The 19,617-nt window shown below is 38.7% G+C and carries 34 protein-coding genes; all 34 read left to right on the plus strand.

All coding sequences use genetic code 11. The annotated features are described in order from the left end of the window. Positions 1 to 2,054 (plus strand): DNA-directed RNA polymerase subunit beta' (locus tag NXS00_RS24590; protein WP_506530940.1); only part of this gene is annotated, 2,054 nt, incomplete at its 5' end. Positions 2,055 to 2,056: 2 nt separating this feature from the next. Next, entirely contained in the window at positions 2,057 to 2,389 is a 333-nt protein-coding gene (locus NXS00_RS24595) for a DUF3467 domain-containing protein (RefSeq protein WP_258101949.1), read from the plus strand. A gap of 111 nt (positions 2,390 to 2,500) precedes the next feature. Next, the gene (gene rpsL, locus NXS00_RS24600) at positions 2,501 to 2,881 is read left to right on the plus strand and encodes a 30S ribosomal protein S12 (protein ID WP_068221218.1); all 381 of its coding nucleotides are present in this window, start codon (positions 2,501 to 2,503) and stop codon (positions 2,879 to 2,881) included. Positions 2,882 to 2,889: 8 nt separating this feature from the next. After that, positions 2,890 to 3,357: a 30S ribosomal protein S7 gene (rpsG, locus tag NXS00_RS24605; protein WP_258101950.1), complete on the plus strand. Its 468-nt coding sequence runs from the start codon at positions 2,890 to 2,892 to the stop codon at positions 3,355 to 3,357. Between the two features lie 12 nt (positions 3,358 to 3,369). Beyond that, positions 3,370 to 5,478, plus strand: coding sequence for an elongation factor G (fusA, locus tag NXS00_RS24610; protein ID WP_258101951.1), 2,109 nt, complete (start codon positions 3,370 to 3,372; stop codon positions 5,476 to 5,478). A gap of 9 nt (positions 5,479 to 5,487) precedes the next feature. Continuing rightward, complete coding sequence (gene rpsJ / locus NXS00_RS24615; RefSeq protein ID WP_115868028.1) at positions 5,488 to 5,793, plus strand: 30S ribosomal protein S10; 306 nt, start codon at positions 5,488 to 5,490, stop codon at positions 5,791 to 5,793. 165 nt (positions 5,794 to 5,958) lie between these two features. Beyond that, entirely contained in the window at positions 5,959 to 6,591 is a 633-nt protein-coding gene (gene rplC / locus NXS00_RS24620; protein WP_258101952.1) for a 50S ribosomal protein L3, read from the plus strand. A gap of 2 nt (positions 6,592 to 6,593) precedes the next feature. Further along, positions 6,594 to 7,220: a 50S ribosomal protein L4 gene (gene rplD, locus NXS00_RS24625; protein WP_258101953.1), complete on the plus strand. Its 627-nt coding sequence runs from the start codon at positions 6,594 to 6,596 to the stop codon at positions 7,218 to 7,220. A 1-nt stretch (position 7,221) separates the two neighbouring features. Beyond that, positions 7,222 to 7,509, plus strand: a complete 288-nt coding sequence (gene rplW, locus NXS00_RS24630; protein WP_258101954.1) for a 50S ribosomal protein L23 — start codon at positions 7,222 to 7,224, stop codon at positions 7,507 to 7,509. Between the two features lie 13 nt (positions 7,510 to 7,522). Further along, on the plus strand, positions 7,523 to 8,344 hold the full coding sequence (gene rplB, locus NXS00_RS24635) for a 50S ribosomal protein L2 (RefSeq protein WP_258101955.1): 822 nt from the start codon (positions 7,523 to 7,525) through the stop codon (positions 8,342 to 8,344). Further along, positions 8,344 to 8,622, plus strand: a complete 279-nt coding sequence (gene rpsS, locus NXS00_RS24640) for a 30S ribosomal protein S19 (protein ID WP_258101956.1) — start codon at positions 8,344 to 8,346, stop codon at positions 8,620 to 8,622. The genes rplB and rpsS overlap by 1 nt, the downstream gene beginning before the upstream one ends. 5 nt (positions 8,623 to 8,627) lie before the next feature. Next, positions 8,628 to 9,104 carry a 50S ribosomal protein L22 gene (gene rplV, locus NXS00_RS24645; RefSeq protein ID WP_308709819.1) on the plus strand — a complete coding sequence of 159 codons (477 nt, stop codon included), beginning with the start codon at positions 8,628 to 8,630 and terminating at the stop codon, positions 9,102 to 9,104. After that, positions 9,104 to 9,856 (plus strand): 30S ribosomal protein S3, encoded by a 753-nt coding sequence (gene rpsC, locus NXS00_RS24650; protein ID WP_258101957.1) that lies wholly within the window; start codon positions 9,104 to 9,106, stop codon positions 9,854 to 9,856. The genes rplV and rpsC overlap by 1 nt, the downstream gene beginning before the upstream one ends. A gap of 21 nt (positions 9,857 to 9,877) precedes the next feature. After that, positions 9,878 to 10,300, plus strand: a complete 423-nt coding sequence (rplP, locus tag NXS00_RS24655; RefSeq protein WP_258101958.1) for a 50S ribosomal protein L16 — start codon at positions 9,878 to 9,880, stop codon at positions 10,298 to 10,300. Further along, entirely contained in the window at positions 10,297 to 10,491 is a 195-nt protein-coding gene (rpmC, locus tag NXS00_RS24660) for a 50S ribosomal protein L29 (RefSeq protein ID WP_258101959.1), read from the plus strand. Before rplP ends, rpmC begins: the two co-directional genes overlap by 4 nt. Before the next feature lie 4 nt (positions 10,492 to 10,495). Continuing rightward, positions 10,496 to 10,750 (plus strand): 30S ribosomal protein S17, encoded by a 255-nt coding sequence (rpsQ, locus tag NXS00_RS24665; protein ID WP_258101960.1) that lies wholly within the window; start codon positions 10,496 to 10,498, stop codon positions 10,748 to 10,750. Between the two features lies 1 nt (position 10,751). Further along, entirely contained in the window at positions 10,752 to 11,120 is a 369-nt protein-coding gene (gene rplN / locus NXS00_RS24670; protein WP_258101961.1) for a 50S ribosomal protein L14, read from the plus strand. Positions 11,121 to 11,124: 4 nt separating this feature from the next. After that, the gene (rplX, locus tag NXS00_RS24675) at positions 11,125 to 11,466 is read left to right on the plus strand and encodes a 50S ribosomal protein L24 (RefSeq protein ID WP_258101962.1); all 342 of its coding nucleotides are present in this window, start codon (positions 11,125 to 11,127) and stop codon (positions 11,464 to 11,466) included. Next, positions 11,459 to 12,013: a 50S ribosomal protein L5 gene (gene rplE, locus NXS00_RS24680; RefSeq protein WP_258101963.1), complete on the plus strand. Its 555-nt coding sequence runs from the start codon at positions 11,459 to 11,461 to the stop codon at positions 12,011 to 12,013. Before rplX ends, rplE begins: the two co-directional genes overlap by 8 nt. 5 nt (positions 12,014 to 12,018) lie before the next feature. Next, a complete protein-coding gene (gene rpsN, locus NXS00_RS24685; RefSeq protein ID WP_258101964.1) occupies positions 12,019 to 12,288 on the plus strand; it encodes a 30S ribosomal protein S14 in 270 nt (89 codons plus the stop codon). A gap of 84 nt (positions 12,289 to 12,372) precedes the next feature. After that, a complete protein-coding gene (rpsH, locus tag NXS00_RS24690) occupies positions 12,373 to 12,771 on the plus strand; it encodes a 30S ribosomal protein S8 (RefSeq protein ID WP_258101965.1) in 399 nt (132 codons plus the stop codon). A 15-nt stretch (positions 12,772 to 12,786) separates the two neighbouring features. Next, positions 12,787 to 13,338, plus strand: a complete 552-nt coding sequence (rplF, locus tag NXS00_RS24695) for a 50S ribosomal protein L6 (RefSeq protein ID WP_258101966.1) — start codon at positions 12,787 to 12,789, stop codon at positions 13,336 to 13,338. 7 nt (positions 13,339 to 13,345) lie between these two features. Further along, positions 13,346 to 13,693 (plus strand): 50S ribosomal protein L18, encoded by a 348-nt coding sequence (gene rplR / locus NXS00_RS24700; protein WP_258101967.1) that lies wholly within the window; start codon positions 13,346 to 13,348, stop codon positions 13,691 to 13,693. A gap of 9 nt (positions 13,694 to 13,702) precedes the next feature. Further along, positions 13,703 to 14,221 (plus strand): 30S ribosomal protein S5, encoded by a 519-nt coding sequence (gene rpsE / locus NXS00_RS24705; RefSeq protein ID WP_258101968.1) that lies wholly within the window; start codon positions 13,703 to 13,705, stop codon positions 14,219 to 14,221. A 4-nt stretch (positions 14,222 to 14,225) separates the two neighbouring features. Then, complete coding sequence (gene rpmD, locus NXS00_RS24710; protein ID WP_258101969.1) at positions 14,226 to 14,414, plus strand: 50S ribosomal protein L30; 189 nt, start codon at positions 14,226 to 14,228, stop codon at positions 14,412 to 14,414. A 1-nt stretch (position 14,415) separates the two neighbouring features. Continuing rightward, positions 14,416 to 14,865 carry a 50S ribosomal protein L15 gene (gene rplO, locus NXS00_RS24715; RefSeq protein WP_258101970.1) on the plus strand — a complete coding sequence of 150 codons (450 nt, stop codon included), beginning with the start codon at positions 14,416 to 14,418 and terminating at the stop codon, positions 14,863 to 14,865. Between the two features lie 3 nt (positions 14,866 to 14,868). Next, complete coding sequence (secY, locus tag NXS00_RS24720; protein ID WP_258101971.1) at positions 14,869 to 16,188, plus strand: preprotein translocase subunit SecY; 1,320 nt, start codon at positions 14,869 to 14,871, stop codon at positions 16,186 to 16,188. Continuing rightward, a complete protein-coding gene (gene infA / locus NXS00_RS24725; RefSeq protein WP_115868006.1) occupies positions 16,188 to 16,406 on the plus strand; it encodes a translation initiation factor IF-1 in 219 nt (72 codons plus the stop codon). Before secY ends, infA begins: the two co-directional genes overlap by 1 nt. Positions 16,407 to 16,412: 6 nt before the next feature. Next, positions 16,413 to 16,529: a type B 50S ribosomal protein L36 gene (ykgO, locus tag NXS00_RS24730; RefSeq protein WP_009053196.1), complete on the plus strand. Its 117-nt coding sequence runs from the start codon at positions 16,413 to 16,415 to the stop codon at positions 16,527 to 16,529. Positions 16,530 to 16,532: 3 nt separating this feature from the next. Continuing rightward, entirely contained in the window at positions 16,533 to 16,910 is a 378-nt protein-coding gene (rpsM, locus tag NXS00_RS24735) for a 30S ribosomal protein S13 (protein WP_258101972.1), read from the plus strand. A 9-nt stretch (positions 16,911 to 16,919) separates the two neighbouring features. Further along, complete coding sequence (gene rpsK, locus NXS00_RS24740; protein WP_258101973.1) at positions 16,920 to 17,312, plus strand: 30S ribosomal protein S11; 393 nt, start codon at positions 16,920 to 16,922, stop codon at positions 17,310 to 17,312. Between the two features lie 21 nt (positions 17,313 to 17,333). Then, complete coding sequence (rpsD, locus tag NXS00_RS24745; RefSeq protein ID WP_258101974.1) at positions 17,334 to 17,939, plus strand: 30S ribosomal protein S4; 606 nt, start codon at positions 17,334 to 17,336, stop codon at positions 17,937 to 17,939. Positions 17,940 to 17,969: 30 nt separating this feature from the next. Further along, positions 17,970 to 18,959, plus strand: a complete 990-nt coding sequence (locus tag NXS00_RS24750; RefSeq protein ID WP_258101975.1) for a DNA-directed RNA polymerase subunit alpha — start codon at positions 17,970 to 17,972, stop codon at positions 18,957 to 18,959. Continuing rightward, positions 18,959 to 19,525: a 50S ribosomal protein L17 gene (gene rplQ, locus NXS00_RS24755; protein WP_258101976.1), complete on the plus strand. Its 567-nt coding sequence runs from the start codon at positions 18,959 to 18,961 to the stop codon at positions 19,523 to 19,525. The genes NXS00_RS24750 and rplQ overlap by 1 nt, the downstream gene beginning before the upstream one ends. Positions 19,526 to 19,617 lie beyond the last annotated feature (92 nt).

A 19,617-nucleotide genomic window follows, 5' to 3' on the forward strand; every position in this document is an offset into this window, starting at 1 on the left:
AACCACAGAAAAACCTTCAAGGTTCTGTTGGTGAAATCATTGAAAACCCAATACTTTCAAACTTTAAAGAAGGACTTGATGTAATTGAGTACTTTATCTCTACACACGGTGCACGTAAGGGTCTTGCGGATACTGCTTTGAAAACTGCGGATGCTGGTTACTTGACAAGACGTCTTGTGGACGTTGCTCAGGACATGGTAATCAATGAAGTGGACTGTGGAACATTGAGAGGTTTAAGAGTTCAGGCACTTAAGGATAATGAAGAAATCGTAGAATCTTTATCTGAGAGAATTCTAGGTAGAGTTTCGGTTCATGATATCGTAGATCCATTAACTGATGAACTAATCGTAGAAGCTGGTATTGAAATTACTGAAGAGATTGCTGAGATCATTGAAGAGACGAGCATCGAAGAGGTAGAAATCAGATCAGTATTGACATGTGAAGCGAAGCAAGGAGCTTGTTCCAAGTGTTACGGACGTAACCTTGCATCAGGTAACATGGCTCACATGGGCGAATCAGTTGGTGTAATTGCTGCACAATCTATTGGAGAGCCAGGTACGCAGCTTACGTTGAGAACATTCCACGTAGGGGGTACTGCTTCAAACATTGCTGTTGATGCAAACATCAAAGCTAAATTCGACGGTATTGTTGAATTTGATGAGCTAAGAACGCTTGATACTGTTGACGAAGAAGGCAACAAGATCAAGAAAGTAATGGGTAGATCTGGGGAACTTAGAATTCTTGACGCTAAAAAGGAAAGAGTTTTAATTACAAACCATATCCCTTACGGTGCAATATTGAAATTTAGCGATGGTGACAAGATCTCTAAAGGAGATGAGATCTGTAACTGGGATCCATACAACGCGGTTATCATGGCCGAGTTTGATGGTAAAGCAGAATTTGACTCAATCATTGAAGGTATTACTTACAAAGAGGAGTCAGATGAGCAAACTGGTCACAGAGAAAAGGTAATCATCGATACAAAAGATAAAACGAAAAACCCTGCAGTAGTTGTAGCTGGTAAAGAAGATTCTAAAGGCTATAACATTCCGGTAGGAGCTCACCTTGCAGTTGATGAAGGTGATGACATTAAAGCAGGACAAGTACTTGCTAAGATTCCAAGATCTGCTGGTAAGTCGAGAGATATTACAGGGGGTCTTCCAAGAGTAACTGAGCTATTTGAAGCTCGTAACCCATCTAACCCTGCAGTGGTTAGTGAAATTGATGGTGTAGTTACTTACGGTGGAATTAAGAGAGGTAACAGAGAGATCTTCATCGAGTCCAAAGACGGAGTGAAGAAGAGATACCTGGTTCCTCTTTCTAAACACATCCTTGTACAGGATAATGATTTCGTAAGAGCTGGTAATCCATTGTCTGATGGAGCTATTACTCCAGCAGATATTCTTGCGATCAAAGGTCCTACAGCAGTACAAGAGTACTTGGTAAATGAAATTCAGGAAGTATATCGTCTTCAAGGTGTGAAAATCAATGATAAGCACATCGAAGTAATCGTAAGACAGATGATGCAGAAGGTTATTATCATCGATGCTGGTGATACTAGCTTCTTGACGAATCAATCTGTTGATAGATTCGCTTTCATGGAAGAAAACGATAATATCCTAGATAAGAAAGTTGTAACTGATCCAGGAGACTCTGAGTCGTTAAAAGCTGGTCAGATCATCACTAGTCGTAGACTAAGAGACGAGAACAGTAACTTGAAGAGAAGAGATATGAAACTTGTTGAGGTACGTAGTGCTGAGGCTGCAGTTTCTAAGCCAATTCTTCAAGGTATTACTCAGGCTTCCCTAGGTACAGAAAGTTTCATCTCAGCTGCTTCATTCCAGGAAACTACGAAAGTACTTTCTGAGGCTTCTATCAGAGGTAAAGCGGATTACCTAATGGGTCTTAAAGAAAATGTAATTGTTGGTCACTTAATTCCTGCTGGTACTGGAAATAGAAACTTCCAAAATCACATCGTTACTTCAAACGAAGATTTGGATAATCTAGTGGCAGCTAAGGAAGAGTTCGCAAGATCCAAAGAATACGAATCTTAATCATGGATCCTAAAGACGATAAGAAAGCTAACAAGCAAGGAAATCAATTAAACATAGAGCTCTCGGAGGAAACTGCCGAGGGCATCTATTCTAATTTGGCGATGATTGCACACTCTAGTAGTGAGTTTGTAATCGACTTTATCAGATTGATGCCAGGTGTTCCAAAAGCTAAGGTAAAATCAAGAATTGTTATAACTCCTGAACATGCAAAGAGGCTTTTAAAGGCTCTTGAAGACAATGTTAACAAGTTTGAAAAAACTTATGGAGATATAAAAAGTGTAGAAGAAGCGCCAAAATTTCCTATGAATTTCGGAGGTACAATGGGGGAAGCATAAATTCTCCCATTTTATTTTGTTTATATCATTGTGATATAAAATCAATATTCCTATCTTTGCGTCCCCATAATTTAGGGACCAATATATTTGGACAATAAGAATTAATATATAATGCCAACTATTCAGCAATTAGTAAGAAAAGGCAGAAAGAAGTTGACTTCTAAGTCAAAGTCACCGGCTTTGGACTCATGTCCACAGAGACGTGGTGTATGTACAAGGGTGTATACTACTACTCCTAAGAAGCCTAACTCTGCCATGAGAAAAGTAGCCAGGGTAAGATTGACAAATGGTAAAGAGGTGAATGCCTATATTCCTGGTGAAGGTCACAATCTACAAGAACACTCTATCGTATTGATCAGGGGTGGTAGAGTGAAAGATTTACCGGGTGTAAGATATCACATTATTCGTGGTGCCTTGGATACAGCTGGTGTTAATGGTAGACTACAGAGAAGATCTAAGTACGGCGCTAAAAGGCCAAAAGATAAAAAGTAATCTGAAAAATGAGAAAAGCTAAGCCAAAGAAGAGATACATTCTTCCTGATCCTATTTATCAGGATACTATGGTAACCAAGTTCGTTAACAACTTGATGTTAAGTGGTAAGAAAAGTGTTGCCTACGGTATCTTCTATGATGCTGTTAAATTAGTCGAAAGTAAGACTAAGGAAAACGGTCTTGAAACATGGAAAACTGCTATTAGTAATGTTTGTCCTGCGGTAGAGGTGAAAAGTAGAAGAGTAGGTGGAGCGACTTTCCAGGTACCAGTAGAGGTTAGACCGGAAAGAAAGCTAGCTCTTGGTATGAAATGGATGATCAAATACGCTAGACTAAGAGGAGAGAAGACGATGATGGAACGTCTAGCTGCTGAGATTATTGCTGCATCCAAAGGTGAGGGAGCTTCTATTAAGAAGAAGGATGATACTCACAGAATGGCTGAAGCTAACAAAGCATTTTCTCACTTTAGATTCTAAAAATAACCTGTAATGGCTAGAGATTTAAGACTTACTCGTAATATTGGAATTGCTGCTCACATTGATGCTGGTAAAACAACAACAACTGAGCGTATTCTATTTTATTCTGGAGTAAACCATAAGATTGGTGAGGTTCACGATGGTGGAGCTACCATGGACTGGATGGAGCAGGAGCAAGAGCGTGGTATTACTATCACATCAGCTGCTACAACTGTATTCTGGAATTACAAAGAAGAAAAGTATCACATCAACATTATTGATACTCCAGGTCACGTTGACTTTACTGTAGAGGTAAATAGATCATTGCGTGTTCTTGATGGACTTGTGTTCCTATTTAGTGCTGTTGATGGTGTTGAGCCTCAATCTGAAACTAACTGGAGACTTGCTGACAACTACAAAGTAGCAAGAATCGGGTTCGTAAATAAAATGGACCGTCAAGGTGCTGATTTCTTAAACGTGTGTAAGCAGGTGAAAGAAATGTTAGGTACCAAGGCAGTACCTCTTCAATTGCCGATTGGTGCTGAAGAAAACTTCAGAGGTGTTGTTGACCTTGTTTCTAACATAGGGATGACATGGAATGATGAAGATTTCGGAATGACATGGGAAGAGATTCCAATTCCTGAAGACATGCAGGAAGAGGTTACTCAGTATAGAGAAGAGTTGTTAGAGGCAGTCGCTGAATACGATGAGTCTCTAATGGAGAAATATTTCGAAGATCCAGAGTCCATTACTGAAGAAGAAATAATTAAAGCTTTGAGAGCTGCTACAATTGATTTGGCGTTCGTTCCAATGACTTGTGGTACTGCTTTCAAAAACAAGGGAGTACAAACAATGCTTAACTACGTGATGGAGCTTCTTCCTTCACCTCTAGATAGAGATAATATTGTAGGTACTGATCCTAATACTGAAGAAAAAATTACAAGAAAGCCTTCTGCTGATGAACCATTTTCTGCATTAGCTTTCAAAATTGCTACTGACCCATTTGTAGGTAGATTGTGTTTCGTAAGATCATACTCAGGTATGCTTGAATCAGGTTCTTATGTGTACAACATGAGAACAGAGAAGAAAGAGCGTATCTCTAGAATCTTCCAAATGCACGCTAACAAACAAAACCAAATTGATTCACTGCACTGTGGAGATATTGGAGCGGTAGTAGGATTTAAAGATATTAAAACTGGAGATACACTTTGTGATGAGAACGGTCAAATCGTTCTAGAGTCAATGGTATTCCCAGATCCAGTTATCGGTTACGCTATCGAGCCTAAAGCTCAAGCTGACGTTGATAAATTAGGTATGGCTATCTCTAAACTTGTTGAAGAGGATCCAACTCTACAAGTGGAGACTGATCACGATACAGGACAAACGATCCTTCGTGGTATGGGTGAGCTTCACTTAGATATCATCATCGATCGATTAAAGAGAGAATTTAAAGTTGAAATCAACCAGGGTGCTCCTCAGGTTGCTTACAAAGAAGCTATCAATGGCGCTTACGAGTGCAAAGAGGTTTACAAAAAGCAATCAGGTGGTCGTGGTAAGTTTGCGGACATTGTATTCGAGCTTAGCCCGGTAGATGAAGACTTTGAAGGAGAAGGTTTACAATTCGTAAATCAGATTGTAGGTGGTGTTATTCCTAAAGAATTCATCCCTGCAATTGAGAAAGGTTTCAAAGAGGCTATGAAAAATGGTCCTCTAGCAGGATTCCCAGTAGATACAATGAAAGTAAGATTGTACCACGGTTCTTTCCACGATGTGGATTCCGATGCACTATCTTTCGAATTGGCTGCTAAAATGGGATTCAAGACCGCTGCTTCTAAAGCGAAGCCAGTTCTTCTAGAGCCTGTAATGTCAGTAGACGTAGTTACTCCTGACGAGTACACAGGATCTATCACTGGTGACCTTAATAGAAGAAGAGGTATCATGAAAGGAATGGATACGAAAGGTACATCATCAGTTATTAAAGCTAATGTGCCCCTTTCTGAGCTATTTGGTTATGTTACTGACTTAAGAACTATGTCTTCCGGTAGAGCAACTGCTTCATTGACGTTCTCTCATTATGATCAGGTTCCTCAGAACATTGCTGAAACAGTAATTGCTAAGACTAAAGGTGAAGCGGTTAAATAATCATAGATCATGAACCAAAAAATAAGAATCAAATTAAAGTCATACGATCATAACTTGGTTGACAAGTCTTCTGAGAAGATCGTGAGAGCGGTAAAAACTACCGGTGCTGTGGTTAGTGGTCCAATTCCGCTACCTACTGTTAAAGAAAAATTTACTGTGTTGAGATCTCCGCACGTAAACAAGAAGTCAAGAGAACAATTCCAACTTTGTACTTACAAAAGACTAGTAGATATCTATTCTAATAGTGCAAAAACGGTTGATGCTTTGATGAAACTTGAGCTTCCTAGTGGAGTTGATGTAGAGATTAAAGTATAGTAAAAACACATATTGATTAAAAAGAACCAATAAATGGCTTATTGGTTCTTTTTTTATGTCAAAAATTGAATCAAATCTTTTGTTCGAATCAAGGAATTGCTATCTTTGCAGTCCTTTTTACGAAAAGTTTATCCGGAAACGGTGAAAGAATAAATATTAAGCAAAATGCCTGGAATAATTGGTAGAAAAATAGGGATGACCAGCGTATATAATGAGAACGGCAAAAGTATGGCCTGTACACTCATTGAAGCCGGTCCTTGTGTAGTTACACAAGTTAAGGACAAAGAGTCTGATGGATATCGTGCAGTCCAGTTGGCTTACGGTGAGCGTAAAGATAAAAATACGCCTAAAGCCTTGAAAGGACATTTTGCGAAGGCTAAGACTACACCTAAGAAAAAAGTTGTTGAATTCAGAGATTTCAGAGCTGAGTTTGAGGACAAAATAAAGCTTGGAAATACAATCACTTTAGAAGATGTATTCACTGAAAAAGATTTCGTGGATGTAATCGGTCAATCTAAAGGTAAAGGTTTCCAGGGTGTTGTTAAAAGACATGGATTTGGTGGAGTAGGTCAGTCTACTCACGGTCAACATAACAGGTTAAGAGCTCCTGGTTCTATCGGTGCTTGTTCTTTCCCATCAAGAGTATTCAAAGGTCTGAAAATGGCTGGAAGAATGGGTGGTGATAGAGTTAAAGTAATCAACCTTAAGGTTGTGAAAATGTATCCTGAGAAGAATCTAGTATTGGTAAGTGGACCAGTACCAGGTGCTAAAAATTCTTACGTAATTCTAGAGAAATAAAAATGAAACTTTCAGTTTTCAATATTAAAGGAGAAGAAACCGGTAGAGAGGTAAGCCTTGACGAGAAAGTTTTCGGTATCGAGCCAAACGAGCATGCGGTTTATCTTGAGGTGAAGCAATACTTGGCTAATCAGAGACAAGGTACTCACAAGGTTAAAACCAGAAATGAGGTTTCTGGCTCGACTAAAAAAATAAAGAAGCAGAAGGGTACTGGTACGGCGAGAGCTGGTAGTATCAAGTCTCCTGTGTTCAGGGGTGGAGGAACAGTATTCGGTCCTTCTCCAAGAGACTACAGCTTCAAGCTTAATAAGAAAGTTAAGAAGCTTGCTAAGAAGTCTGCATTGTCATCAATGGCTGCAGAGAAGCAAATCAAAGTTTTGGAAGATTTCAATTTCGAGGCTCCAAAAACGAAGGACTTCACTAGCATGCTTTCAAGTCTTTCAGTAAACGATAAGAAGTCTTTAGTAATCCTTGCTTCTTATAACGATAACGTTTACTTGTCTTCTAGAAATATCAAGAATACTAAGGTTTCTACAGCTGACGAATTGAGTACTTACGATCTAGTAAATGCTGATCAGTTGATCTTAGTTGAAAGTTCTGTAGATCTAATCCAAAAAAGATTAAACTAAGATGGGAGTAATAGTAAAACCATTAGTAACTGAGAAAGCTTCTGCTCTTAATGAGCATGGTAAATATGGATTCATTGTTAGCAAAAAAGCTAACAAGGTTCAGATTAAGAAAGAAGTTGAAAAGACTTACGGTGTGACAGTTGAGAGTATCAACACTATGGTTCAGCCTGGTAAGTCAAAGTCTAGATATACAAAATCTGGAATTATTGAAGGAAGAACACCATCATACAAGAAAGCTATTGTTAAAGTAGCGGATGGTGATATCATTGATTTTTATAGCGGAATATAAAATAAACAGATAGATGGCTGTTAAAAAACTTAGACCCGTTACCCCAGGACAGAGATTTAGAGTAGCTCCTGTATTCGACAAGATTACGAAGGATACTCCTGAGAAATCTCTACTTACTTCAAAGGGTAAAAGAGGAGGTAGGAACAACCAGGGTCGTATGACGATCAGAAATGTTGGTGGTGGTCACAAGCAGAAGTTAAGAATCATTGACTTCAAAAGAGATAAGCATGTAGTTCCTGCTACAGTTGCTGCTATCGAATACGATCCAGGAAGAACTGCTCGTATTGCATTGCTTCACTACGCTGATGGAGAAAAGAGATATATCATCGCTCCAGCTAACCTTGAGGTAGGAACTGTAATTGTTTCAGGACCGGGTATAGCACCAGAAGTAGGAAACGCATTGCCACTATCTGATATTCCACTAGGTACTATTATTCATAACATAGAGCTTAAGCCTGGTAAAGGTGGCGCTATGACAAGAAGTGCTGGATCTTATGCTCAGCTTGTAGCAAGAGAAGGAAAGTACTCTACAATCAAATTGCCATCTGGCGAAATGAGATTGGTATTGAATACTTGCTACGCAACTATCGGAACAGTGTCTAACAATGATCACATGAACGTGAGACTTGGTAAGGCTGGACGTAACAGATGGAAGGGTAGAAGACCAAGAGTAAGAGGTGTTGTAATGAACCCTGTTGATCACCCAATGGGTGGTGGTGAAGGTAGATCCTCTGGAGGCCATCCACGATCTAGAAATGGTAGATACGCTAAAGGCGAGAAAACCAGAAAGCCTAATAAATATTCTGATAAGCTGATTATAACTAAGAGAAAATAATGGCAAGATCACTTAAAAAAGGACCTTACATTGACTTCAGACTTGAGAACAAGGTAGACGTAATGAACGAGTCTGGTAAGAAGTCTGTAATTAAAACGTGGTCTAGAAGATCAATGATCTCTCCGGATTTCGTAGGACACACATTCGCTGTGCACAATGGAAATAAATTCATCCCTGTTTTTGTAACTGAAAATATGGTAGGCCACAAGCTTGGTGAATTTGCTCCTACTAGAAACTTCAGAGGCCATATTGCTAAAAAAGATAAAGGTAAGAGATAATAAAGATGGAAACTGCAGAAAAGAAATTAAAAAAATCAGTCAGGATTCGTCTTCAAAAAGAAGCGATCAAAAAGCATAAAGAAGACAATGCTGGTAAGCTTGGCGCTGTGACTGCTTCTTTGAGAAATATCCCTACTGCTCCACGTAAAATGAGGCTTGTAGCTGATATGATCCGTGGACAAAGAGTAAACTTGGCATTGAATGTTTTGAAATTTGATGCGAAACATGCTTCTAACACACTTGAGAAATTGTTGATGACAGCTATCGCTGATTGGCAAGCTCAAAACGAAGATGTGAACATCGAAGATGCTGATCTTGTGGTAAAAGAGGTGTTCGTTGATGGTGGTAGACAACTTAAGAGATTAAGACCTGCTCCTCAAGGTAGAGCTCACAGAATTAGAAAAAGATCTAACCACGTTACGATCACTGTGGCTGATGCCAATGAAAACAATGTACAGTCTGAAGAAAAAGATAATAAGTAATGGGACAGAAGGTAAATCCAGTTGGTCTTAGACTAGGAATCGTTAAAGGATGGGATTCTGCATGGTTCGGAGGAAAGGATTTTTCTGACAAGATCGTAGAAGATCACAAAATCAGAAAATACATCCAGGCTCGTATCCCTAAAGGTGGTATCTCTAAGGTTATCATTGAGAGAACACTTAAAAGAATTACTCTTACAGTCCATACTGCTCGCCCAGGAGTGGTAATTGGAAAAGGTGGTTCCGAGGTTGATAAGATCAAAGAAGAGTTGAAGAAACTTACTGGAAAGGATCTTCAGATTAACATTTTTGAAATCAAAAGACCTGAGCTAGATGCGAAATTGGTTGGTGAGTCTATCGCTCAGCAGTTACAAGCACGAATCTCTTACAGAAGAGCAATGAAGCAAGCAATTGCATCTGCTATGAGAGTAGGAGCTCAAGGTATCAAGGTTAAAGTTTCAGGAAGACTTGGAGGAGCTGAAATGGCTCGTTCTGAACAATATAAAGAAGGAAGAATTCCTTTGCACACACTTAGAGCTGATATAGATTACGCTATTTCTGAGGCGAACACTGTTTACGGTAAGATCGGTATTAAAGTGTGGATCTTTAAAGGTGAAGTTTTCGGTAAGAGAGATTTGTCTCCAAACGTTGGATTGACTAGTAACTCTGGTGGAAACAATTCTAACCAAGGTGGTGGACCAAGAAGACGCAGAGGCGGCGAAGGTGCTCCAAAAAGAAGACGTGATAGAAAATAATCTCATTAACGCTTAGTAAAGATGTTACAGCCAAAGAGAACAAAATTTAGAAAGAGACAAAAAGGAAGAGTTAAAGGTTTAGCTCAGAGAGGACATAGATTAGCATTCGGGAACTTTGGAATCAAAGCCATGGAACCAGGATGGATCACTTCTAGACAAATCGAAGCTTCTCGTATCGCTGTAACAAGAGCGATGAAGAGAGAAGGTCAGGTTTGGATCAGAATATTCCCTGATAAGCCTGTAACGAAGAAGCCTGCAGAGGTAAGGATGGGTAAAGGTAAAGGTGCTCCTGAGTATTGGGTAGCAGTTGTTAAGCCTGGAACTATCTTATTCGAAGCATCTGGTGTATCTAGCGAAACTGCTAAAGAGGCATTGAGACTTGCGGCACAAAAGCTTCCGATCAAAACTAAATTCGTTGTAAGAAGAGATTATACAGGAGAATGAAAAATTCAGAACTAAGAGGCCTAAGTGCAGACGAACTGAAAGGTAAGTTGTCTGCAGAGCAAGATAATTACAGTAAGCTTAAGTCTGCTCATAGCATTACTCCTATCGAGAATCCTATGAAAATCAGAGAATCAAGAAGACTGATAGCTAGGATTCAAACTGAAATTAGAGCAAAAGAATTAAGTAAATAACGCGATGGAAAGAAATTTGCGAAAAGAGCGTATCGGACAGGTGGTTAGCAATAAAATGCAAAAAACCATTACCGTAGCTGTGGATCGAAGAATGAAGCACGCTATGTACGGTAAGTTTATCCGAAAAACGACAAAGTTTACAGCTCATGATGAAAACAACGATTGTAACATTGGCGACACTGTTAGAATCATGGAAACTCGTCCGCTGAGTAAAAACAAAAGATGGAGATTAGTTGAAATAATCGAACGAGCTAAGTAAGATGATACAGCAGGAATCAAGGCTAAATGTAGCAGACAATAGCGGTGCAAAGGAAGTACTTTGTATCAGAGTTTTGGGCGGTACGAAAAAGCGTTACGCTTCAGTTGGAGATCAGATCGTTGTGACTGTAAAGTCAGCTCTATCTTCTAGCAACTTGAAGAAAGGTACGGTTTCAAAGGCTGTTATCGTTCGTACTAAGAAAGAAGTAAGAAGAAAAGACGGATCTTATATTCGTTTTGAAGATAATGCTGCTGTTCTTTTGAACACCAATGGCGAACCTAGAGGTACTCGTATCTTCGGTCCTGTTGCTAGAGAGCTAAGAGAAAAGCAGTTCATGAAAATTGTTTCATTAGCACCAGAAGTTCTTTAAGACAATGAGCAATCACAAGACAAATAAATTCCATATCAGAAAAGGCGATACTGTATTAGTAGCTGCTGGTAATGATAAAGGTAAAACTGGAAAAGTTCTGGAAATTATTCCAGAAAAATACAGAGCAATTGTAGAAGGTGCTAATATCGTAACTAAGCACGTTAAACCTTCTGCTGCTAATCCAGAAGGAGGCCGTGAAGAAACAGAAGCTCCTATTCATATGAGTAACCTTGCATTGGTTGATCCAGCATCTGGAAACCCAACTAGAGTAGGTAGAAAACTCAATGATGACGGTAAACTACAGAGATATTCTAAAAAAACTGGAGAATTTATCACTAATGGCTAGACCTAGATTAAAAGAAACGTACATCAAGGAGATCGCTCCGGCTTTAAGAGAGAAATTTCAGTACAAGTCGGTGATGGAAGTACCTAAGTTGGTTAAGATCAGTATCAATAAAGGTATTGGAGCGGCTGTTGCAGATAAGAAATTGATTGATGTAGGAGTAGACGAATTGACTACTATTACAGGTCAAAAAGCTGTAGCTACTAAGGCAAGAGTATCTATCTCAAACTTCAAATTGAGAGAAGACATGCCAATCGGAGCTAGAGTAACTCTTAGAGGTGATAGAATGTACGAATTCCTTGATAGATTAATGACTGTAGCTCTTCCACGAGTTAGAGACTTTAGAGGAATCAAAGAAAAAGGATTTGACGGAAGAGGTAACTATAGCTTAGGTATCGAAGAGCAAATCATTTTCCCTGAAATCAGTATCGATAAGATTAATAAGATAACCGGTATGGATATCACTTTCGTTACTACAGCAAAAACAGACGAAGAAAGTTTAGCACTATTGAAAGCATTCGGTATGCCGTTTGTTTCAGGTAAAAAATAAGAATCATGGCTAGAGAATCGATAAAAGCTAGAGAAAGAAAAAGAGAAAAAATGGTAGCACGTTACGCTGAGAAAAGAGCTGCTTTGAAAGAAGCTGGTGATTACGAGGCGCTTGACAAACTTCCAAGAAACTCTTCAAAAGTAAGATTACACAACAGATGTAAGCTTACAGGTAGACCTAAAGGTTACATGAGAAAGTTTGGTATTTCAAGGGTTACATTCCGAGAAATGGCGAACGAGGGCAAGATCCCAGGAGTAACAAAGGCTAGCTGGTAATCTTTCTTTCATCTAAGCATTTGATATTTAAAAATTTTAATTAATTTTGCACCCCGTTTTCGGGGTATTTAATTGTATAATAGAATGGTAACAGATCCGATTGCAGATTACTTGACTAGGGTTAGAAATGCGATAAAAGCAAATCATCGTATTTTAGAGGTACCTGCTTCTAATTTGAAGAAGGCAATGACCAAAGTGTTGCATGATAAAGGATTCATCCAGAATTACAAATTTGTGGATGATGACAAGCAGGGTATTATCAAAATAGCTTTGAAATACAACCCTCAAACTAAGCAGTCTGCTATTACTAGTTTGGAAAGGGTTAGTAAGCCAGGTTTGAGAAAGTACGCTGATGCTGAAAATCTTCCAAGAGTATTGAACGGACTCGGTATTGCTATTTTGTCAACTTCCAAAGGAGTTATCTCTGATAAGGAAGCAAGAAAAGAGCATGTCGGAGGCGAAGTGCTGTGTTACGTATATTAAAATATTGATTGAGAAATGTCAAGGATAGGCAAAGCACCAATTACATTACCTTCTGGCGTTACGCTAAAAGTAGAAAAGTCTAGCGTAGCTGTAAAAGGACCAAAAGGTGAATTAGTTCAGGAGATCCACCCAGATATTACTGTAAAGGTAGAGGGTGAGACTGTAACTCTTGAGCGACCAACTGAGCAAAAGAGACACAAAGCTATGCATGGTTTGTATAGATCTCTTGTAAACAATGCTGTAGTTGGAGTTAGTGAAGGGTTCAAAAAAGAGCTAGAGTTGGTAGGGGTTGGATATAAGGCCGCTAACCAGGGTAATGTGCTAGAGCTTAACCTTGGATACTCACATAGTATTTTCTTTGCAGTACCTGAAGATGTTAAGGTTGTAACCGAAACAGCTAAAGGACAAAACCCAAAGATTACTTTGGAGAGCACTGACAAACAATTGATCGGTCAAGTGGCTGCAAAAATCAAATCACTAAGAAAAGTAGAGCCTTATAAAGGAAAAGGTATCAGATTCGTTGGTGAGATAGTAAGAAGAAAAGCTGGTAAAACTGCTGCTAAATAATTAAGAGATGGCTGTTACTAAATTACAGAGAAGAAAGAGAATAAAACTTGGGATCAGAAGAAAGATCACAGGTACTGGAGCAAGACCAAGAGTTTCAGTTTTTAGAAGCAATAAAGCGATTTATGCTCAACTTATCGATGATGAGAAAGGTGTAACTTTGGCTGCTGTTTCTTCAAGAGAGTTAGGTAAAGAGCGTAACAACATTGAAGTTTCTAAAGAGACCGGTGCTAAACTCGCTGAGAAGGCAAAGTCTGCAGGAATTGAATCAGTAGTTTTCGACAGAAACGGATATCCTTACCACGGTAAAGTGAAAGCTTTTGCTGAAGGAGCACGTGAAGGAGGCTTAAAATTTTAAAAGAATATCATGTCACAAAGCAATATTAAAGCAGTAAAAGCCAGCGAAATTGACCTTAAAGAAAAGGTTGTTGCGATCAAGCGTGTTGCTAAGGTTGTAAAAGGTGGTCGTAGATTTAGTTTCTCGGCAATCGTAGTAGTTGGTGATGGTAATGGTGTTGTAGGTTACGGTCTAGGTAAAGCTAACGAGGTAACTGACGCTATCACTAAAGGAGTAGATGATGCTAAGAAGAATCTTGTAAGAGTTCCTCTTTTCAAAACTACTGTACCACACGAATCTATCGGAAAATTCGGTGGAGGATTGGTACTACTAAAGCCTGCAGCTCCTGGTACTGGTGTAATCGCTGGTGGTGCAATGCGTGCTGTATTGGAAAGTGCTGGTATTCATGATGTACTTGCTAAATCTAAAGGATCATCAAACCCTCACAACGTGGTGAAAGCAACATTTGATGCTCTACACAGAATGAGAGATCCATTTGCGGTAGCAAAACAAAGAGGAGTAGCGTTAGATAAAGTTTTTAACGGTTAAGAAAATGGCTAAGACAGCAAAAGTTTTAATTACACAGACCAGAAGTACTATTAAACGTACTCAAAGACAAAAGAAGACTATTGAGGCTTTGGGTCTTGGTAAGATCAACAGAAGCGTAGAGAAGGAGCTTACTCCTCAAGTTGCTGGTATGATCAATAAAGTTCAACATTTAATTGACGTAAAAGAGCTTTAAGATGAAATTAGAATCATTAAGACCGGCTTCCGGTTCTACTAAAAATAAGAAAAGAATAGCTAGAGGTGCTGGTTCTGGTAAAGGCGGAACAGCGACAAGAGGACATAAAGGTGCTCAATCTAGATCTGGTTATTCAAGAAAGATAGGTTTTGAAGGTGGACAAATGCCTCTTCAAAGACGAATTCCTAAATTCGGATTTAAGAACAATAATAAAATTGTTTCTAAGCCAATCAACCTAGATGATCTTCAAAAATTGAGTGAGGCTAAAAATCTTACAGAGATTACTCCAGAGGTTCTAAGAGAGAACGGTTTAGCTGGAAAAGGAGATACTATCAAAGTTTTGGGTCGAGGAGAGCTAAAAGCTAAATTGACTGTAAAGGCTCATAAATTTTCAAAGACCGCTCAAGAGGCCATTGAAAAGGCTGGTGGTACTGCATCTGTAGAGGAATAATCCATGAAAAAGTTTATTGAAACTATAAAGAATATTTTCTCGATTGAGGAGCTTAGAACAAGAATCCTAAACACCATAGGATTTCTTATCATTTTCAGATTGGGCTCATACATCGTTTTACCAGGAGTTGATGCAAATCAGCTAACTGGTGATGCATCGGGAATTTTTGGTCTACTAAACACTTTCTTAGGAGGTGCTTTTAGTAGGGCTTCTGTGTTTGGTTTAGGTATTATGCCATATATCTCTGCTTCGATCGTGTTGCAGTTGATGACAGTGGCGGTTCCTTACTTCCAGAAACTTCAAAAAGAAGGAGACAGTGGAAGAAAGAAGATTAACCAAATCACAAGAGTACTTACCATCTTTATATGTTTAGCCCAATCAATAGGGTATATAAACGCAACCATTCCTTCAGAAGCGATTTTATTGCAAAATCAATTTTTGTTCCAAACATCTTCTATCGTAATCCTGACAGCTGGTACAATCTTCTGTATGTGGTTAGGTGAGAAGATTACTGATAAAGGTATTGGTAACGGTATTTCAATGCTAATCATGATTGGAATCATTTCTAGATTCCCTGGTAGCATTGTCGCTGAAGCTCTTTCTAGAGGAATGAGTCAGGCACTTATCTTCATCCTTGAATTAGTTGCTTTGTTCTTGGTAGTTATGGCTACTGTAGCTCTTGTTCAGGCAGTAAGAAGAATACCAGTACAATATGCAAAACAAGTAGTAGGTAATAAAGTATATGGCGGTCAGCGTCAATACATTCCTTTGAAGGTTAATTCTTCAGGAGTAATGCCGATCATCTTCGCTCAGTCACTTATGTTTTTGCCAGCTCTTATCGCTGGAATATGGGTAGATCAGAGCGATACGGCTCAATACATTTCTACTACATTCTCAGATATTCAATCGTGGCAATACAACCTTGTATTTGCAGTGTTGATTATCTTATTCACATTCTTTTATACAGCGATTACGATTAACCCTAATCAGATTGCTGATGATATGAAGAGAAACGGAGGTTTCGTACCAGGTATCAAGCCAGGTAAGCAAACATCTGAATTCATAGACAGTGTTTTAACAAGAATTACATTACCTGGATCTTTCTTCCTAGCACTTATAGCAATCTTACCTGCTTTTGCAATGATGGCTGGTGTTAGTTCTGGATTCGCACAATTCTACGGTGGTACATCACTTTTAATTATGGTTGGTGTAATTCTAGATACTCTACAACAAATTGAAAGCTACCTATTAATGAGACATTATGAAGGTATGATGAAATCAGGTAGAGTAAAAGGTAGAACTCAAAATACAGCAGTAGCATAATGGCGAAGCAATCATCCATAGAACAAGACGGAACAATTGTAGAAGCATTATCTAATGCGATGTTCAGAGTAGAATTAGAAAATGGACATCAAGTAGTTGCACATATTTCAGGAAAGATGAGAATGAACTACATCAAAATCTTACCTGGAGACAAAGTGAAGTTGGAGATGTCTCCATACGATCTAACAAAAGGAAGAATAGTATATCGCTACAAATAAGAAATTATGAAAGTTAAAGCATCCATAAAAAAGCGAAGTGCTGACTGTAAAGTAATCCGAAGAAAAGGAAAGCTTTATGTGATCAACAAGAAGAACCCTAAGTTTAAACAAAGACAAGGATAAGAAATGGCTAGAATTGCAGGAGTTGATATTCCAGACAATAAGAGAGGTGAAATAGCTCTTACTTACATTTTTGGAATTGGTAAAAGTTCAGCACAGAAGATTTTGGCTGAAGCTGGTGTAGATGTAAACACAAAAGTTCAGGATTGGACAGAAGATCAGTCTGGTACAATCAGAGCGATCATCAGCGAACAGTTTAAAGTAGAGGGTGTTCTTAAATCAGAGATTCAGCTTAGTATCAAGCGTTTGTTGGATATCGGATGTTATAGAGGACTAAGACATAGAAAAGGTCTTCCAGTTAGAGGTCAAAAGACTAAAAACAACGCTAGAACTCGTAAAGGTAAGCGTAAGACTGTAGCAAATAAGAAGAAAGCGACTAAGTAATAAATAGAGATGGCGCAGAAGAGAAAAGATAAAGCAAAAAAGAGAGTTGTAGCTGTAGATGCTAACGGACAAGCTCACATCCAGGCTACTTTCAACAATATCATCATTTCTTTGACTAATGGTCAAGGTCAGGTGATCTCTTGGGCATCTGCTGGTAAAATGGGCTTCAAAGGTTCTAAAAAGAACACTCCATATGCGGCTCAGGTTGCAGCACAAGATTGTGCAGGCAAAGCTTACGAGCAAGGATTAAGAAAGGTCGAAGTATTCGTAAAAGGACCTGGAGCTGGTAGAGAATCTGCTATCAGAACTATCCAGAATTCTGGTATCGAAGTTACTGTTATCAAAGACGTGACTCCACTACCACACAACGGATGTCGTCCTCCAAAAAGAAGAAGAGTTTAATACATAATACTGTAGAATAAGATGGCAAGATATACAGGGCCTAAAACTAAGATATCTAGAAAGTTCGGAGAACCTATCTTCGGGGCTAGTAAAGCACTGCAAAAGAAAAACTACCCTCCTGGTCAACATGGTAGAGGTAGAAGAAGAAAGCAGTCTGAATACGCTATCCAGCTTGCTGAAAAGCAAAAAGCAAAATACACCTATGGTGTTTTGGAAAAGCAATTCGCTAACATCTTCGATAAAGCTTCTCGTAAGAGTGGTATCACAGGTGAGATCCTTTTACAATTGTTGGAAGCTAGATTGGACAATACAGTATTTAGATTAGGTATTGCCCCAACAAGAAGAGCTGCTAGACAGTTGGTAGGTCACAAGCATATCACTGTAAACGGCGAAATCGTTAACATTCCTTCATTCACTTTGAAAGAAAACGATGTTGTTGGAGTAAGAGAAAAATCAAAATCCTTAGAAGCTATTACTGATAGCCTAGGTGCTAATGCTTCTAAGAAATTCTCATGGTTAGAGTGGGATTCAACTGACATGGTAGGTAAGTTCCTTAATTCCCCTTCAAGAGAGGAGATTCCTGAAAACATCAAGGAGCAACTTATCGTCGAATTGTACTCTAAGTAATAGTTTAAATTAACTTTTAAAGAATATAATATGTCAATTCTAGCATTTCAGATGCCTGAGAAAGTGGTGATGGAGAAGGCAGACGATTTTCACGGTCTGTTTACATTCAAACCGCTTGAAAAAGGCTACGGAGTTACTGTAGGTAACGCTTTAAGAAGAATCTTACTTTCTTCGCTAGAAGGATATGCTATCACCGCTATCAAAATACCAGGGGTATTACATGAGTTCTCTACTATTGAAGGAGTACTTGAGGATGTTAGCGAAATCATCCTTAACCTGAAAATGGTTAGATTCAAGAAGATAGCAGATGTAGTGGACAATACAATTACTGTTTCAGTTTCTAACAGTAAAGTATTCACTGCTGGTGATATTGGTAAAGCTACTAATTCATTCGAGGTTCTTAATCCAGATCTAGTAATCTGTAACCTTGATGACAATGCTCAATTCGAAATTGAATTGAACGTTGAAAAAGGTAGAGGATATGTTACTGCTGAGGAGAATAAGCCAGCAGACCAAAGTTTCGGATACATTGCTATTGACTCTATTTTCACGCCAATCAAAAACGTGAAATACAGTGTAGAAAACACAAGGGTAGAGCAAAAGACTGACTATGAGCAGTTGATCATTGATATCGAGACTGACGGATCTATCCACCCTGAGAACGCTTTGAAAGGTGCTGCTAATATTTTGATTAAGCACTTCATGTTGTTCTCTGATCAAAATATGATTCTTGAGTCACAAGAGCAAGGTGAGCCAGAGCAGGTAGACGAAGAGCTACTTCACATGAGAAAGCTTCTTAAGACATCATTGAACGATCTAGATCTTTCAGTGAGAGCTTACAACTGTCTTAAAGCTGCTGACGTGAGAACGCTAGGTGATCTAGTAACTCTTGAGATTTCAGATATGATGAAATTCAGAAACTTCGGTAAGAAATCACTTGCTGAGTTAGAGCAACTTGTTGCTGATAAAGGTTTGACATTTGGAATGGATCTTTCAAAATATAAATTGGAGGAAGAATAATGAGACACGGAAAGAAATTTAATCATCTTGGAAGAACGGCATCTCACAGAAACGCGATGCTTTCAAATATGGCTTCTTCTTTGATTCTTCACAAAAGAATCAATACTACAGTAGCTAAAGCAAAAGCATTGAGAAAGTATGTTGAGCCTTTGATCACTAGAGCAAAAGACGACACTACTCATTCTAGAAGAATGGCATTCTCTTATCTTCAAGATAAAGAATCTGTGACTGAGTTATTCGGTCCAATCGCAGAGAAAGTAGCTGCAAGACCAGGTGGATACACTAGAATTATCAAAACTGGAATCAGATTAGGTGATAACGCAGAAATGTGTATGGTTGAGCTAGTTGATTTCAACGAATTATTACTTCAAGATTCTGATGCTTCTAAAGCTAAAACTAGAAGATCTAGAAGAGGTGGTAAGAAGCAAGAAGTAACTGCTGAAGCTGCTCCTAAAGCAGAGGCTGCTGTTGAAGAAGCTAAAGTTGTAGAAGAGTCTGCTAAGGAAGAAGCTCCAAAAGCAGAGGAAACTGGTGAAACTGAAGACGATTCTAAAAAAGGTGAATAACCAATTAATATAATATTATTTGAAAAAGGGATTGAGTGACGACTCAATCCCTTTTTTTATGTCTTAATTCTGATAGATAATTTCTTATTTTT

It is taken from the genome of Marinoscillum pacificum (assembly GCF_024714495.1).
Lineage (GTDB): Bacteria > Bacteroidota > Bacteroidia > Cytophagales > Cyclobacteriaceae > Marinoscillum > Marinoscillum pacificum.

Excerpts from the sequence above, each read along its gene's own strand:
- NXS00_RS24595 (WP_258101949.1), top strand. The coding sequence starts at position 2,057 with ATGGATCCTAAAGACGATAAGAAAGCTAACAAGCAAGGAAATCAATTA.
- rpsL (WP_068221218.1), top strand. The coding sequence starts at position 2,501 with ATGCCAACTATTCAGCAATTAGTAAGAAAAGGCAGAAAGAAGTTGACT.
- rpsG (WP_258101950.1), top strand. The coding sequence starts at position 2,890 with ATGAGAAAAGCTAAGCCAAAGAAGAGATACATTCTTCCTGATCCTATT.
- fusA (WP_258101951.1), top strand. The coding sequence starts at position 3,370 with ATGGCTAGAGATTTAAGACTTACTCGTAATATTGGAATTGCTGCTCAC.
- rpsJ (WP_115868028.1), top strand. The coding sequence starts at position 5,488 with ATGAACCAAAAAATAAGAATCAAATTAAAGTCATACGATCATAACTTG.
- rplC (WP_258101952.1), top strand. The coding sequence starts at position 5,959 with ATGCCTGGAATAATTGGTAGAAAAATAGGGATGACCAGCGTATATAAT.
- rplD (WP_258101953.1), top strand. The coding sequence starts at position 6,594 with ATGAAACTTTCAGTTTTCAATATTAAAGGAGAAGAAACCGGTAGAGAG.
- rplW (WP_258101954.1), top strand. The coding sequence starts at position 7,222 with ATGGGAGTAATAGTAAAACCATTAGTAACTGAGAAAGCTTCTGCTCTT.
- rplB (WP_258101955.1), top strand. The coding sequence starts at position 7,523 with ATGGCTGTTAAAAAACTTAGACCCGTTACCCCAGGACAGAGATTTAGA.
- rpsS (WP_258101956.1), top strand. The coding sequence starts at position 8,344 with ATGGCAAGATCACTTAAAAAAGGACCTTACATTGACTTCAGACTTGAG.
- rplV (WP_308709819.1), top strand. The coding sequence starts at position 8,628 with ATGGAAACTGCAGAAAAGAAATTAAAAAAATCAGTCAGGATTCGTCTT.
- rpsC (WP_258101957.1), top strand. The coding sequence starts at position 9,104 with ATGGGACAGAAGGTAAATCCAGTTGGTCTTAGACTAGGAATCGTTAAA.
- rplP (WP_258101958.1), top strand. The coding sequence starts at position 9,878 with ATGTTACAGCCAAAGAGAACAAAATTTAGAAAGAGACAAAAAGGAAGA.
- rpmC (WP_258101959.1), top strand. The coding sequence starts at position 10,297 with ATGAAAAATTCAGAACTAAGAGGCCTAAGTGCAGACGAACTGAAAGGT.
- rpsQ (WP_258101960.1), top strand. The coding sequence starts at position 10,496 with ATGGAAAGAAATTTGCGAAAAGAGCGTATCGGACAGGTGGTTAGCAAT.
- rplN (WP_258101961.1), top strand. The coding sequence starts at position 10,752 with ATGATACAGCAGGAATCAAGGCTAAATGTAGCAGACAATAGCGGTGCA.
- rplX (WP_258101962.1), top strand. The coding sequence starts at position 11,125 with ATGAGCAATCACAAGACAAATAAATTCCATATCAGAAAAGGCGATACT.
- rplE (WP_258101963.1), top strand. The coding sequence starts at position 11,459 with ATGGCTAGACCTAGATTAAAAGAAACGTACATCAAGGAGATCGCTCCG.
- rpsN (WP_258101964.1), top strand. The coding sequence starts at position 12,019 with ATGGCTAGAGAATCGATAAAAGCTAGAGAAAGAAAAAGAGAAAAAATG.
- rpsH (WP_258101965.1), top strand. The coding sequence starts at position 12,373 with ATGGTAACAGATCCGATTGCAGATTACTTGACTAGGGTTAGAAATGCG.
- rplF (WP_258101966.1), top strand. The coding sequence starts at position 12,787 with ATGTCAAGGATAGGCAAAGCACCAATTACATTACCTTCTGGCGTTACG.
- rplR (WP_258101967.1), top strand. The coding sequence starts at position 13,346 with ATGGCTGTTACTAAATTACAGAGAAGAAAGAGAATAAAACTTGGGATC.
- rpsE (WP_258101968.1), top strand. The coding sequence starts at position 13,703 with ATGTCACAAAGCAATATTAAAGCAGTAAAAGCCAGCGAAATTGACCTT.
- rpmD (WP_258101969.1), top strand. The coding sequence starts at position 14,226 with ATGGCTAAGACAGCAAAAGTTTTAATTACACAGACCAGAAGTACTATT.
- rplO (WP_258101970.1), top strand. The coding sequence starts at position 14,416 with ATGAAATTAGAATCATTAAGACCGGCTTCCGGTTCTACTAAAAATAAG.
- secY (WP_258101971.1), top strand. The coding sequence starts at position 14,869 with ATGAAAAAGTTTATTGAAACTATAAAGAATATTTTCTCGATTGAGGAG.
- infA (WP_115868006.1), top strand. The coding sequence starts at position 16,188 with ATGGCGAAGCAATCATCCATAGAACAAGACGGAACAATTGTAGAAGCA.
- ykgO (WP_009053196.1), top strand. The coding sequence starts at position 16,413 with ATGAAAGTTAAAGCATCCATAAAAAAGCGAAGTGCTGACTGTAAAGTA.
- rpsM (WP_258101972.1), top strand. The coding sequence starts at position 16,533 with ATGGCTAGAATTGCAGGAGTTGATATTCCAGACAATAAGAGAGGTGAA.
- rpsK (WP_258101973.1), top strand. The coding sequence starts at position 16,920 with ATGGCGCAGAAGAGAAAAGATAAAGCAAAAAAGAGAGTTGTAGCTGTA.
- rpsD (WP_258101974.1), top strand. The coding sequence starts at position 17,334 with ATGGCAAGATATACAGGGCCTAAAACTAAGATATCTAGAAAGTTCGGA.
- NXS00_RS24750 (WP_258101975.1), top strand. The coding sequence starts at position 17,970 with ATGTCAATTCTAGCATTTCAGATGCCTGAGAAAGTGGTGATGGAGAAG.
- rplQ (WP_258101976.1), top strand. The coding sequence starts at position 18,959 with ATGAGACACGGAAAGAAATTTAATCATCTTGGAAGAACGGCATCTCAC.